General features: G+C 62.3%; 12 protein-coding genes. 9 read left to right on the top strand and 3 right to left on the bottom strand.

Annotated elements, in window-relative coordinates; translation table 11 throughout:
* Nucleotides 1-43: 43 nt before the first annotated feature.
* The 5 genes from E2A64_RS16165 (at nt 44) to E2A64_RS16145 (ending at nt 4,555) form a co-directional block, all read left to right on the top strand.
* Nucleotides 44-532, top strand: a complete 489-nt coding sequence (locus tag E2A64_RS16165) for a dihydrofolate reductase (protein WP_280177548.1) — start codon at nt 44-46, stop codon at nt 530-532.
* 148 nt (nt 533-680) lie between these two features.
* Nucleotides 681-1,793, top strand: coding sequence for an FtsH protease activity modulator HflK (gene hflK / locus E2A64_RS16160; RefSeq protein WP_133285557.1), 1,113 nt, complete (start codon nt 681-683; stop codon nt 1,791-1,793).
* A complete protein-coding gene (gene hflC, locus E2A64_RS16155) occupies nt 1,793-2,749 on the top strand; it encodes a protease modulator HflC (protein WP_133285556.1) in 957 nt (318 codons plus the stop codon). The genes hflK and hflC overlap by 1 nt, the downstream gene beginning before the upstream one ends.
* A 12-nt stretch (nt 2,750-2,761) precedes the next feature.
* Nucleotides 2,762-2,953 (top strand): DUF2065 domain-containing protein, encoded by a 192-nt coding sequence (locus E2A64_RS16150; RefSeq protein ID WP_244598335.1) that lies wholly within the window; start codon nt 2,762-2,764, stop codon nt 2,951-2,953.
* Nucleotides 2,954-3,148: 195 nt separating this feature from the next.
* Entirely contained in the window at nt 3,149-4,555 is a 1,407-nt protein-coding gene (locus tag E2A64_RS16145; protein ID WP_133285836.1) for a Do family serine endopeptidase, read from the top strand.
* Nucleotides 4,556-4,595: 40 nt separating this feature from the next.
* Here E2A64_RS16145 and serB read toward each other — a convergent pair whose 3' ends face one another.
* Nucleotides 4,596-5,486 carry a phosphoserine phosphatase SerB gene (serB, locus tag E2A64_RS16140; protein WP_133285555.1) on the bottom strand — a complete coding sequence of 297 codons (891 nt, stop codon included), beginning with the start codon at nt 5,484-5,486 and terminating at the stop codon, nt 4,596-4,598.
* Between serB and miaA the strand changes: the two genes are divergently transcribed.
* Nucleotides 5,485-6,381: a tRNA (adenosine(37)-N6)-dimethylallyltransferase MiaA gene (gene miaA, locus E2A64_RS16135; protein ID WP_133285554.1), complete on the top strand. Its 897-nt coding sequence runs from the start codon at nt 5,485-5,487 to the stop codon at nt 6,379-6,381. The two genes, serB and miaA, sit on opposite strands and share 2 nt — an antisense overlap.
* A 103-nt stretch (nt 6,382-6,484) precedes the next feature.
* Entirely contained in the window at nt 6,485-7,264 is a 780-nt protein-coding gene (locus tag E2A64_RS16130) for a GGDEF domain-containing protein (RefSeq protein WP_133285553.1), read from the top strand.
* 46 nt (nt 7,265-7,310) lie between these two features.
* Here the strand turns inward: E2A64_RS16130 and E2A64_RS16125 are convergent, their stop codons facing one another.
* Nucleotides 7,311-9,314, bottom strand: coding sequence for an ATP-binding protein (locus E2A64_RS16125; protein WP_133285552.1), 2,004 nt, complete (start codon nt 9,312-9,314; stop codon nt 7,311-7,313).
* A gap of 364 nt (nt 9,315-9,678) precedes the next feature.
* On the opposite strand from E2A64_RS16125, the gene E2A64_RS16115 reads away from it, so the two are divergent.
* Both E2A64_RS16115 and ilvN read left to right on the top strand, forming a co-directional pair.
* Nucleotides 9,679-11,439, top strand: coding sequence for an acetolactate synthase 3 large subunit (locus tag E2A64_RS16115; RefSeq protein WP_428977504.1), 1,761 nt, complete (start codon nt 9,679-9,681; stop codon nt 11,437-11,439).
* Nucleotides 11,440-11,464: 25 nt separating this feature from the next.
* Entirely contained in the window at nt 11,465-12,037 is a 573-nt protein-coding gene (ilvN, locus tag E2A64_RS16110) for an acetolactate synthase small subunit (RefSeq protein WP_133285550.1), read from the top strand.
* 40 nt (nt 12,038-12,077) lie between these two features.
* Here the strand turns inward: ilvN and E2A64_RS16105 are convergent, their stop codons facing one another.
* Nucleotides 12,078-12,923, bottom strand: coding sequence for an aldo/keto reductase (locus tag E2A64_RS16105; protein ID WP_133285549.1), 846 nt, complete (start codon nt 12,921-12,923; stop codon nt 12,078-12,080).
* Nucleotides 12,924-13,207: the final 284 nt, after the last annotated feature.

The raw sequence follows: 13,207 nt of genomic DNA, 5'->3' as shown, positions 1-13,207 counted from the left end.
ACCGGATCTGAAAACGTTGTCGCCAAAAACGCCGGAAATCGTCATCGTGGCTGCCGTTGCGGACAACGGCGTGATCGGGCGCGATGGTGACATGCCGTGGCAGCTGTCGAGTGATCTCCGGCGTTTCAAGGCGATCACCATGGGCAAGCCGGTGGTGATGGGCCGCAAGACCTTCGATTCCATCGGCAAGCCGCTTCCGGGCCGGCCTAACATCGTGATCTCGCGCTCTGCGGCGGCGATCGACGGCGCGATCGTGACGCCTGGGCTGGACGCCGCGCTCGAGAAGGCCGCCTCGCTTATCGAAGGCGACACTACCGAGATCTGCGTGATTGGCGGCGGCGAGATCTATCGCCAGGCGCTGGAGCGTGCCGACCGGCTGGAGATCACCCATGTCGAGGGCAGGGTGGATGGCGATACGGTTTTCCCGGCCATCGATCCGGATGTCTGGACCCTCGAATCCGAGGAGCGCGTTTGTGCGGGCGAACGCGACAGCCACGACATGCGATTTGCGGTCTATCGCCGCACCGCCTGACACAATCGCCGAATTGGCGGTCGATAAGGGCGGAATTGCCTGATTTTCAACCTGTTTGCGTTGAAAGCGCTCCTCGCGGTACCTATAACGTTTCAAACGGATTGAGGGGAGGCATCCGCCTGCCCTGAACGCTAACAAAGAGGTTTTGATGCCCTGGAGCAATCAGAATGGCGGCGGCGGCCCATGGGGCGGCGGCGGCGGAGGAAATAACCAGGGTCCCTGGGGCAAGGGCCCGCAAGGACCCCGCGGAGGTGGCGGCGGGAATACTCCGCCCGATCTCGAAGACCTTATTCGCCGTGGTCAGGACAGCCTGCGCCGGGTCATGCCCGGTGGTGCCGGCGGTCCCGGCGGTTCCGGCAAGCTGATTGCCATCGTCGTCGTTCTCGGCCTGATCGCGATCTGGGCAACCCAGGCCATCTACACGGTCCAGCCGGATCAGCGGGGCGTGGAACTGCGCTTCGGTCAGCCGAAGAGCGAAGTCTCGATGCCGGGCCTGCACGTCATCTTCTGGCCGTTCGAGACCGTGGAGACCGTATCCATCGTCGAGCGCCAGCTGGATTCCGGCGGCAATTCGCGCTCGGGCAGCACCAGCGGCCTGATGCTTTCGGGCGACCAGAACATCGTAGATGTGGAGTTCAAGGTTCTCTACACCGTCAACGAGCCGAAGAATTTCCTCTTCAACGTGGCGCGTCCGGAAGACACGCTGCGGATGGTGTCCGAAAGCGCCATGCGCGAAGTCGTCGGCCGTCGTCCCGCACAGGACATCTTCCGCGACAATCGTGAAGCCATCTCGCAGGAAGTTCGCGACATCATCCAGCGGGTGATGGATTCCTTCCCGGCCGGCGTTCTCGTGACTGCCGTGTCGATCGAGGATGCAGCCCCGCCGCGCGAAGTGGCCGACGCCTTCGATGAAGTGCAGCGTGCCGAGCAGGACGAGGACCGCTTCGTCGAGGAAGCCAACCAGTATTCCAACCAGAAACTCGGTCAGGCCCGAGGTCAGGCCGCGCAGATCCGCGAAGAGGCAGCCGCCTACAAGGATCGCGTCGTCAACGAGGCGACCGGTGAGGCCCAGCGCTTCGAGTCGATCTACGACGAATACGCCAAGGCCCCGGAAGTGACCCGCAAGAGGCTCTATCTCGAAACAATGGAAAACGTGCTCAGGGGATCCGACAAGGTGATCATGGGCCAGGACGGGGGAACCGGCGTCGTGCCCTACCTGCCGCTTCCTGAAGTCCGCAAGAACGCCGGAGGTAACCAGTAATGGGTAACCGGTTCGCAATCGGCGCAATCATTGCCGCCATCATCCTTTTCGTCGTCTACCAGTCTGCCTACGTGGTCAACGCACGCGAACAGGCGCTCACCATCCGCTTCGGTGAGATCCAGGACGTGCGCGAAACCCCGGGCCTGTACTTCAAGGTTCCGTTCATCGATACCGTGCAGTTCATCGAGAAGCGCGCGCTGCGCTTCGACCTCGAGGACATCCGCGTTCAGGTTTCGGGCGGCAAGTTCTACGAGGTCGATGCTTTCGTCCTCTACAACATCACCGATCCGCTGAAATTCCGTCAGACGGTCTCCGCCGACCTGGTGGCCGCGGAATCGCGCCTGAGAACCCGTCTCAACTCCGCTCTTCGTACCGTTTACGGTCTGCGCGGTTTCGAGGCCGCTCTCTCCGACGAGCGCACCTCGATGATGAACGAGGTTCGCGACCAGCTGCGTCCGGAAGCGGAGAATCTCGGCATCCAGATCGATGACGTCCGCATCCGCCGTACGGATCTGACGCAGGAAGTCTCCCAGCAGACCTTCGAACGCATGAAGGCCGAACGTCTGGCGGAAGCCGAACTCATCCGCGCCCGCGGTAACGAGGCCGGTCAGCGCATCCGCGCCATCGCCGACCGTCAGGTCGTCGAGATCGAATCCGAAGCACGCCGGGATTCGGAAATCATCCGCGGTGAAGGCGACGCCGAGCGTAACCGGATCTTCGCCGAAGCCTTCGGCAAGGATGAAGGGTTCTTCGAGTTCTACCGCTCGATGGCAGCTTACGCGAAGTCGTTTGCCGATACCGGCACGACGATGGTGCTCTCGCCGGATTCGGAGTTCTTCCAGTTCTTCGGCAATGCAGGCCAGTCGGCACTGCCTGCGAATTCGGGCTCCAGCAGCAGCGCGGCGAATGCCGGAAGCGGCACGCAGGAACCGGCTGTGACCGAGCCCGCCAATTAAGGCGGGCTCCCGGTGACCACGATACTTCTCGCCCTCGGCCTCGTTTGCGTGGTCGAGGGCCTGATCTGGGCTCTCATGCCCCGCCTGCTTCGCCGGATGGCGGAGGAGCTCCCCAAGATTGACGACCAGACGTTGCGCATCATCGGTGTTGTCGTGCTCGCAGCCGGCACCGGTCTCGTCTTTCTCTCCAAACATCTCGGATAAAAGCGATCGGCCCGGACATTCCTCGCCGTTCTCGCAAAAAGATGATTGGACCGGACCTGATTTCGCCTTATCTCTTGGCTTCAATCGGACATCGAATTCGAGAGACCGGGGAGACAAGGGTTGAAGCCGCAAGCCATTTTCGAACAAGCCTGCAACGGATTGAAGAGCGCGACGCTGGGCCTTGCGCTCATCGGCATGGTGGCGGCGCCGCTGCCCGCTTCCGCGCAGATGATCGAGCCGGGGCCGTCCTCGGTGGCCGATATCGCCGAAGGCCTGCTCGATGCCGTGGTCAACATTTCCACCCGGCAGAATGTCGACGACGACAGCAAGGGCCCGCGCATGAAGGCGCCGGAAGGCTCGCCCTTCCAGGACTTCTTCGACGAGTTCTTCGACGGCGACAAGCAGGCACCGCGCGCGCGGCGGGTGTCCTCGCTCGGTTCCGGCTTCGTCATCGATCCCGACGGCACGGTGGTGACCAATAATCACGTCATCGAGGGAGCCGACGATATCGAGGTGATTTTCGCCGACGGCTCGAAGCTCAAGGCCGAGCTGGTGGGCGCGGATACCAAGACCGACCTCGCTGTCCTCAAGGTCAATCCGCCCAAGCCGCTGAAAGCCGTGCCGTTCGGCGATTCCGAAGCCATGCGTATCGGTGACTGGGTGATGGCGATCGGCAATCCGTTCGGCCTCGGCGGTTCGGTGAGCATCGGCATCATTTCGGCGCGCGGCCGTGATATCCAGTCCGGCCCCTATGACAATTTCATCCAGACGGATGCGGCCATCAACCGCGGCAATTCCGGCGGCCCGCTCTTCAACATGAAGGGCGAGGTCATCGGCATCAACACGGCCATCATTTCGCCGTCGGGCGGCTCGATCGGCATCGGCTTTTCGGTCCCGACCGAAATGGCCGTGAGCGTCATCGAGCAGCTTCGCGAATTCGGCGAAACCCGCCGCGGCTGGCTCGGGGTTCGTATCCAGCCCGTGACTGACGAGATCGCCGAAAGCCTCGGCATGACGACGTCGATCGGGGCGCTCGTGGCCGGCGTGATCAAGGACGGCCCTGTCGATGACGGATCGATCAAGGCCGGTGACGTGATAACCGAGTTCGACGGTCACGTGGTCGCCGAAATGCGCGACCTGCCGCGTATCGTCGCCGAGAGCCCTGTCGGAAAGGCCGTCGACGTGAAGGTGGTGCGCGATGGCAAGGAGATCACCGTCAAGGTCACGCTCGGCCGTCTCGAGGATGGCGAGCAGCTGGCCCAGGCGCAGGTCGATGACGCCGACCAGACCGATGAGGCGCCGGAGCAGAATGCGCTCGGCATGACCTATGGGGAACTGACCGAGGATGCCCGGGCGGAATTTTCCATTGCCGACGATGTCGAGGGCGTTCTGATCTCGGACGTCGAGGAAGGCTCGATGGCGGCCGAGAAAGGTATCGTTGCAGGAAACGTGATCGTCGAGATCGCCCAGAGCGCCGTCGATACGCCCGACGATGTCATCGCCCGTCTCGAGGAACTGAAGGACGATGGACGCCGCAATGCGCTTCTGATGATCGCCAGTCCCGATGGAGAGCTGCGCTTCGTGACGATCCGGATGGACTAGCGGAAACGACCGGCGATCGGGGGTTCAGCGAGACGCGGCTTCATCGCGTTATGAAGTCCGCCTTGCGATAGCCCTGGAGGTAGAGAAGCGCGGTCAGGTCGCCATGGTCGATGCGGAAGCGGGCCTGCGCGGCGACCGATGGCTTGGCGTGAACGGCGACACCCGAGCCAGCCAGTTCCAGCATGCCGAGATCATTGGCGCCGTCGCCGACTGCGATCGCCTCGTCGGTGGAAATGGCGAGCCGCTCGCTGATCTCGACGAGCGCATCGACCTTGGCCTGCTTTCCGAGAATGGGTTCGCTGACGGTGCCCGAGAGCACGTCGCCATCGGTCTCGAGAATATTGGAACGATGTTCGTCGAAGCCGATCATTTCGGCGACAGGTCCGGTGAACAGGGTGAAACCGCCGGAAACGAGCGCGGTATAGGCACCATTCGCCCGCATCGTGGCAACAAGCTCGGGTCCGCCGGCGGCAAGGGTGATGCGTTTCTCGATCACGTCGCCGATGACGGAAAGCGGTAGCCCCTTGAGCAGCGCGACGCGTTCGCGGAGCGCCGGCTCGAATTCTATCTCGCCGTTCATGGCGCGGGCGGTAATGGCGGCGACCTTGGGCTTCAGTCCAACTTCGGCGGCCAGTTCATCGATGCATTCCTGCCCGATCATGGTCGAATCCATATCGGCCAGCAGCAATTTCTTGCGGCGGTTCTCCGCCGTCTGAACCGCAATATCCACGGCAGCATCGCCGACGATATCCCTGAGGGTCCTGTGCGCGGCTTCCGGATCGGTCCCGTCGCGCAGCGCGATGTCGCAGGCGATACCATCGGCAAGCCAATAGAGACCGGCGGCATTGACCGCGTCGGAAGCGGCTTCTCCGAGGGATGGCGTGAGTACGGGGTTTGACGGATTGGCGATCAGCGTGGCAACGAGAGCCATGGATACGAATATCTCCCTTGAGGGCAAAGAGGCCATCCTGATAGCCGGGCCGACCGCCAGCGGCAAGTCCGGCCTGGCGCTCGATCTCGCCCGCCGCTTCGACGGCGAGGTGGTGAACGCGGATTCGATGCAGGTCTATGACGGGCTGCGGCTGTTGACCGCGCGTCCCTCGGAAGAGGAGATGGAGGGAATTCCGCACCACCTCTACGGCCATGTTCCGTCCGCCGACGTCTATTCGACCGGGCGCTGGCTGGCCGATGCCGAGCGGGCGATCGCCGACATCCGCGAACGGGGCAAGATTGCGATCGTCGTGGGTGGAACCGGCCTGTATTTCCGGGCGCTGACGGGCGGGCTGTCCGACATCCCCCCGGTGCCGGACGGGATCCGCCGGTATTGGCGCGAGAAGCTGGATGCGGATGGTGTCGAAGCCATCCATGCGGAGCTTGCCAGGCGCGATCCGTCCGTCGCGGCAAAACTCGATACCGGCGACCGGCAGCGTGTCTTGCGGGCGGTCGAGGTCGTCGATGCGCACGGGCGGTCCATCGCCGATTTCCAGACGCCGCCGGACAAGGTGGTGCTGAAGCCGGAAAATGCAGTGAAGCTGGTTCTGATGCCGGAGCGTGCGGCCCTGTACGCGCGGATCAATGCCCGTTTCGAGCTGATGATGGAGAAGGGCGCTCTGGAAGAGGTCGAGCGGTTGCTGGCGCTCGAATTGCCACCGGCCACTCCCGTGATGAAGGCTATCGGTGTCGGTGAACTGACGGACTTCCTTGCCGGCCGGTCGGATATGCAGACCGCGGTGCACCTGGCTCAGACCGCCAGCCGGCAATATGCGAAGCGCCAGATGACGTGGATGCGCAACCAGCTGGACAACAGCTGGATCCGAAATAATTGAAATTCATGAATATCTTAATATCACGAAATGTGCCTCGCGTTAATCCTAACATAACCTGCAGCCACGTAAATTCGAGCGTCAAGAAGAACTTCGGTCGAGGAAAATGGGATTACACAAGGCTGAGATATTTTTCTTTGTCCTGCTGTTCCTGATCGGATTTGCGGGGATCTCGTCGTTCATGGCGTGGTCGACTGCTTCCGAGCTCCAGACCGTCGACGATAATATTATTCCAGTATTGAAATATAATTATATGTCCATGGTGCTGACAGGCCTGAGCATCGCCTGCAGCGTTCTTCTCATCTATCCGACGATCAAGGTCGGTGTCGCGGAACGCAGCCGCCTGCGCGACATGACGGCCTCGCTGTCCATTCGGTCCGAAACGCTTGAGCAGGCAGCCGTCACAGATGCGCTGACCGGGCTGCACAACCGACGCTATTTCGATGATGCGCTACGGGAGTATCTCGAGGCCTTCGCCCTCATCGAGACGCCTGTCGGGATGATCCTTCTCGATCTCGATCACTTCAAGTCGGTCAACGATACATATGGACATAACATCGGTGACGAGGTCCTGCGCGAGGTTGCGCTCTGCATGCAGGACTTCACCCGTTACCACGATGTGGTGGCGCGGCTCGGCGGTGAAGAATTCGCCGTGCTGTCTCCCAATATCACCGAGCGCCAGATTTTCGAGCTGGCCGAACGCATCCGGCGGGCGATCGCGCAGATCGCCGTCGAAGCCGGCGCCGTTTCGATCAACGTCACGGTCAGCGCTGGAATTGCCATATGGGACGGCAAGGAGACGGGCGAAGAGCTCTACAGCCGTGCAGACAAGCAGCTCTACGCCGCCAAACGCAACGGCCGCAATCAAGTGTGTACCGCGGCATGAGGCGCCTGTGTCGCAACACGAAAGGACAGAGCGGGTTGCGTCCCGGCTATTTGTCGATGAGTGAACTCAGCGGCCGCTTGAGCAGGCTCGAGCGGATGGACGAGGCCTCTCGACGCTTGTCATCCGCAAAGCTGCCGAAGCGCGGGGAAGGCGGGCGAACGGGAAGGTCTGCGCGCGAAACGCCGGCAGGCTCGGCTGTCCAGTTGTTCTCCGATGGAAGCTCGGGAGGTACGGGGCTTCTGTCGACAATCGGCCGTTCGCCGTAGTGAGGGGCACTGTTATGCTGCGCGGCGAACTCCGAATGATAAGGCTCCAGCCCCTCCTCGTCCTCGTAGCTTTCGATATCCGAGGGCGGGGACGATGACTGGACCTCGTCGGGATTTATGTGGCGCATGCGCTGCACGATCGCCTTCAGGTCGACGCCGGTGGCGTCGCCGGTGATTGTGGGCTCGAGGCCCGAATTCGCCCGCGGCAGCACTTCCTGGCGGACGCGTTCGAACACCATGCGCATCGGCACGGCAACGGCTTCACCGAAGGCGATTGCCTCTCCATTGCCGATCGACGACAGGAAGGAAATCGTCGACGACGAGGAATCCGGAATTGCGGAGCGAATGATTTCCTGGTCGTGGTCGTTGCCGAGCCGCATGGCAAAGACGGTCGAGCACTGCGACAGGATCGTCGGGTCAAGTTCGCCGGGACGCTGGGTTATCACGCCGAGGCTGACACCATATTTTCGCCCTTCCTTGGCGATGCGCGAAATGGCCTGACGCGTCGGGAAGAAGCCGAGCGTGGGATCGGCCGGCACGTAGCGGTGCGCTTCCTCGCAAACGACGAGCAGGCGGATGGCGCCGGAACTCCAGAGCGCGATTTCGAAGGCCATGCGGCAAAGGATCGAGGCGACCGAGTTGACCACTTCCGAGGGGATGCCGGAAAGCTGAAATGTCGTCACCGGGCGGCCTTCGCCCGGAATGCGGAAAATCCGGCTGATGGTCTGCGCGATGGTGTCGTGAATCGTGTTCGAGGAGAACATGAACTCGTAGCGCGGATCGTTGATCGCGGCCTGGATGCGCACCTTGAGCGATCTCAGATGCGGCTTCTCGGCTCGGCCTTCTAGGCGGCCGATGCGTTCGTCGACGAGCGCCAGTAGGTCGGCGATGCGATAGGGCACCGGCGTGTCCGCCGTCAGCGACGACTTCTCATTCGCCCGGCGCAAAACCGCGGTATCGGCGGATCCGCGGAAGGCACGCTTGGCTTCCGGGATGAGATCGCGAAGCGTGTCGACTTCCTCGGCGATCGGCGGCCGTCCGCGGAACAGCACCTCGGCGAATTCCTCGAGCCGGAAGAGCCAGAACGGCAGATCCAGATTATCCGTATCGATGACGACGGCGTGGTGCGGGAAGGCTGCTGCAAATTCGTTGTGCGGGTCGAGAATGAGAACGCGCAGCGCCGGATCGGCCTGGAGCGCCTTGTGAAGCAGCAGGGTGACCGCGGTGGTCTTGCCGACACCGGTCGTTCCCACCACTGCGAAGTGGCGCGACAGCAGGGAGGGGACATGTATCTGCGCGGCCAGCGAGCGGTCCTGGGTCAGCACGCCGATCTTCGCGGTATCGGTCGAGCCGATATCGTAGATGCGTTCGAGATCGGAAGAGCGCATGCGGTGGACGATGGCGCCGAGATAGGGATACTGGCTGATGCCGGCGGAAAATTCCGACTTGCCGTTCTCGCCGGTGCGGATTTCGCCGACCAGCTCCACCTCGATATGCATGATGTTGTCTTCACCCTCGCGCCAGCCTTGAACATTGGTGTTCATCGAGCAGACGAGGGCCACGACGCGGTTGTCGCCGACGCTGATCGAGATCAGCCGGCCCACGGACCAGAGTTCCGAGAGTTCGGTCGAACCGCTTTCGGCGATGGCGCTCACGGTGGCGCGTGCCCCGGAGCAGGCGACGACGCGTCCGAGAAAGCGATTGCCGGGTTTGAGTGTGTCGCGACGGTCTTCACCCCCGGTGTCGGCCCCGGTGTCGTCGTTCTGAATATTATCGGAAGTCATTCTCCGACCTCTGCTGTTTCAGTCGGTTACTCTACTCTTGGCCGAGTTAACAGTTTCTTTGCCACCAAACCGGGGATCGAAGATTTTGGCTTGCGCGGATCATCGGGCCGGCTGCTTCGCGCTGCGCAAAAAGCCGATTGACCGGATGGCGGGGAGGCGGTAGGAAGGATGCATGATGAAAATTGCAAGCATTCTCGTAGTAGGACCGCGCATGGGCGGGGTGGTGTAGCCACCCGGCGAAAGCTCCCATGCGCGAAAACAGGCTCCGTAAGGGGCCTTTTTTTATGGCTCGAATGGCACTAGACCAGCCGGGAGGCTGGAGGAAACAGACGGAAACGGAAAAATGGCCGGTAAGAACTTGGAGATGACGGGTGCGGAGATGGTCCTGCGCGCGTTGGAGGATAACGGGGTCGAGCACATCTTCGGCTATCCGGGAGGAGCGGTGCTGCCGATCTATGACGAGCTGCACCAGCAGGAGGCTATCGAGCACATTCTGGTTCGCCACGAACAGGGCGCGGGCCACATGGCCGAAGGCTATGCGCGGTCGACAGGAAAGTGCGGCGTGATGCTGGTGACGTCGGGTCCCGGCGCCACCAACGCGGTGACCACGCTGCAGGATGCGCTGATGGATTCCATCCCGCTCGTCTGCATCTCCGGCCAGGTGCCGACCTCGCTGATCGGGTCGGACGCATTCCAGGAATGCGATACCGTCGGGATCACGCGGCCCTGCACCAAGCACAACTGGCTGGTCAAGGACGTCAACGAGCTCTCCTCGATCATCCACCAGGCCTTCAAGATCGCAACCTCCGGGCGTCCCGGTCCGGTGGTCGTCGACATTCCGAAGGACATCCAGTTCGCCACCGGCACCTATACTCCGCCGCCGCCGAGCTCGGGCGCCGCAACTGCCGCCTATCAGCCGAAAGTGCAGGGCGACATGGAGCAGATCCGTGCCGCGATCGAACTGATGGCCGCTGCGAAGAAACCGGTCATCTATTCGGGCGGCGGGGTCATCAATTCCGGTCCCGAGGCGAGCCAGCTCCTGCGCGAACTGGTGGAACTGAGCGGCTTTCCCATCACCTCGACCCTGATGGGCCTCGGCGCCTATCCGGCATCGGGAGAGGCCTGGCTCGGCATGCTGGGCATGCACGGCACCTATGAGGCCAACATGACGATGCATGACTGCGACGTCATGGTCTGCATCGGCGCGCGTTTCGACGACCGCATCACCGGCCGCCTCGATGCCTTCTCGCCGAACTCGAAAAAGATCCACATCGACATCGATCCGTCCTCGATCAACAAGAACGTGCCCGTCGATATCCCGATCATCGGCGATGTCGGTCACGTTCTGGAGGACATGGTTCGCCTCTGGCGCGCCTCGGCCAAGACCGACAGGTCGAAGCTCAAGGACTGGTGGGCGCAGATCGAGAAGTGGCGCGCGCGCAATTCGCTCGCCTATGCCAAGAACGCCGACGTGATCATGCCGCAATATGCGCTCGAACGTCTCTATGAGCTGACCAAGGACCGCGACACCTACATCACCACGGAAGTGGGCCAGCACCAGATGTGGGCGGCCCAGTTCTACGGCTTCGAAAAGCCCAACCGGTGGATGACGTCGGGTGGTCTGGGAACCATGGGATACGGCTTCCCGGCGGCAATCGGAGTGCAGGTCGCCCATCGCGACAGCCTGGTCATCGACATTGCCGGCGACGCCTCGATCCAGATGTGCATCCAGGAGCTCTCCTGCGCGGTTCAGTACGAGCTGCCGGTGAAGATCTTCATCATGAACAACCAGTATATGGGCATGGTGCGCCAGTGGCAGCAGCTTCTGCACGGCAACCGGCTGTCGCATTCCTATACGGAATCCATGCCCGATTTCGTCAAGCTGGCGGAAGCCTACGGCGCCACCGGGATCCGCTGCGACAAGCCCGCGGACCTCGACGAGGCGATCCGGACCATGATCGACACCAAGGGCCCGGTGATCTTCGACTGTCGTGTCGCCACGCTTGCCAACTGCTTCCCGATGATCCCGTCGGGCAAGGCGCATAACGAGATGCTGTTGCCGGACGAGGCGACCGACGAAGCGGTCGCCAATGCCATCGACGCGAAAGGCCGGGCGCTCGTCTGAGCGCCCATCAGGAAGGACTGAGGATATGAACGCCCAGCATCAGCCGACCGGATCGGCCTATTTCATCGCCCAGAACACGCAAGTGCCGGAACTTCACACGCTATCTGTGCTCGTCAACAACGAGCCCGGCGTGCTTGCCCGCGTGATCGGCCTGTTTTCGGGCCGCGGCTACAACATTGAAAGCCTGACGGTCTCCGAGACCGAGCATGAAAAGCATCTCTCCCGCATCACCATCGTGACCAAGGGCACGCCACAGGTGCTTCAGCAGATCAAGGCGCAGCTCGAGCGCATCGTGCCGGTGAGAAGCGTGGTGGACCTGACGGTCCGCGCCCGCGATCTCGGTCAGGACAAGCCGATCGAGCGGGAACTGGCGATCGTCAAGGTCGCAGGCACCGGCGACGACCGTGTCGAGGCGCTGCGCCTGGCGGACGCGTTCCGGGCCCAGGTGATCGACGCGAATACCGAGCATTTCATTTTCGAGATCACCGGGCGCGTCTCCAAGATCGAGCAGTTCATCGCCATCATGCGCCCGCTCGGCCTGGTGGAAATCTGCCGTACCGGCGTGGCCGCCATGAACCGCGGTCCCCAGGGAATGTAATCCGAAGCCGACGCTCCGGGCTTGAAGACGCCGCCTGGCATCACACGATGCTGAGCGGCGTTTTCGTATCCGGGGCAGGGAAGGCGCGGTCGAGTTCGGCGCGCACATCCTCGGGCAGGACGAGATCGGCGGCGGCGCGGTTTTCGGCAATGCGGGCAGGGGAGGCGGTTTTCGGAATCGCTATGACATTCTCGCGGTCGAGAAGAAAGGCCAGCGCCACCTGCGCGGCGGTCGCATCGAGACCGGCGGCGATCCTGTTGAGCACGGGATCGTTGAGGAGCCGCCCCTCACCGAGCGGGCAATAGGCCATCAGCGGCATGGCGCGCCGGGCCATGGAGGGCATGAGATCATATTCGACGCCGCGATCGTCGAGATTGTAGAGCACCTGGTTGGTCGCGCAGTTCCCGCCGCCCGGTGTGTTCGCGACGACCTGCATGCCTTCGGTATCGAAATTCGACACGCCCCAGCCGAGAATCTTGCCGTCGGCCTTGAGTTTTTCAAAGGCGGCAAACGTATCCTCCAGCGCATGATGGCCGGGCCAGTGCAGGAGATAGAGATCCATCCGGTCGGTACCCATGCGCTGAAGGCTGCGCTCGCAGGCCGCGACGGTTCCCTCGCGGGAGGCGTTCGAGGGCAGCACCTTGGAGACGAGAAACACCTCGTCGCGCCGACCCGAGATCGCCTCGCCGACGATCCGCTCCGCCCCGCCCGAACCGTACATCTCGGCGGTGTCGATCAGCGTCATGCCGAGATCGATGCCTGCCCGCAGGGACCGGATCTCGTCAGTCGCGCGCGCTGCATCCTCGCCCATGTGCCAGGTGCCGATGCCGAGCGCGGGAACACGGCGTCCGTCGGGAAAGGTGGCAATGGGCAGGTTTTTGGGCATGAGACGGCTCCGGGATGAGTTGGAGGCCTGAAGCTAACAGAGGATGCGGGGAGGGGGGAAGGTGGGGCGGGGAAGCGACCGGTCCAACGGGCGGTAGATCAACCGGACCGACCATCTGCAACCGCCCGGAACCGGGCCCGTTCATGCCAGATGAAGTAGCGTCGCCACGGGCAAAGCCATAATCCGACGCTCATATAAAACAGCATCAGTATCGCAGTTTTCGAGCTAAGCTCTCTTGAATATTGGTAATTTATCCGATTGTATATCAATACATCATGGAATAC

The sequence above is a fragment of the Pseudohoeflea suaedae genome (assembly GCF_004354915.1).
Taxonomy (GTDB): Bacteria; Pseudomonadota; Alphaproteobacteria; order Rhizobiales; family Rhizobiaceae; genus Pseudohoeflea; species Pseudohoeflea suaedae.
This window is presented reverse-complemented; position numbering and strand designations above follow the sequence as displayed.

Excerpts from the sequence above, each read along its gene's own strand:
- hflK (WP_133285557.1), top strand. The coding sequence starts at position 681 with ATGCCCTGGAGCAATCAGAATGGCGGCGGCGGCCCATGGGGCGGCGGC.
- hflC (WP_133285556.1), top strand. The coding sequence starts at position 1,793 with ATGGGTAACCGGTTCGCAATCGGCGCAATCATTGCCGCCATCATCCTT.
- E2A64_RS16145 (WP_133285836.1), top strand. The coding sequence starts at position 3,149 with ATGGTGGCGGCGCCGCTGCCCGCTTCCGCGCAGATGATCGAGCCGGGG.
- miaA (WP_133285554.1), top strand. The coding sequence starts at position 5,485 with ATGGATACGAATATCTCCCTTGAGGGCAAAGAGGCCATCCTGATAGCC.
- serB (WP_133285555.1), bottom strand. The coding sequence starts at position 5,486 with ATGGCTCTCGTTGCCACGCTGATCGCCAATCCGTCAAACCCCGTACTC.
- E2A64_RS16130 (WP_133285553.1), top strand. The coding sequence starts at position 6,485 with ATGGGATTACACAAGGCTGAGATATTTTTCTTTGTCCTGCTGTTCCTG.
- E2A64_RS16125 (WP_133285552.1), bottom strand. The coding sequence starts at position 9,314 with ATGACTTCCGATAATATTCAGAACGACGACACCGGGGCCGACACCGGG.
- E2A64_RS16115 (WP_428977504.1), top strand. The coding sequence starts at position 9,679 with ATGACGGGTGCGGAGATGGTCCTGCGCGCGTTGGAGGATAACGGGGTC.
- ilvN (WP_133285550.1), top strand. The coding sequence starts at position 11,465 with ATGAACGCCCAGCATCAGCCGACCGGATCGGCCTATTTCATCGCCCAG.
- E2A64_RS16105 (WP_133285549.1), bottom strand. The coding sequence starts at position 12,923 with ATGCCCAAAAACCTGCCCATTGCCACCTTTCCCGACGGACGCCGTGTT.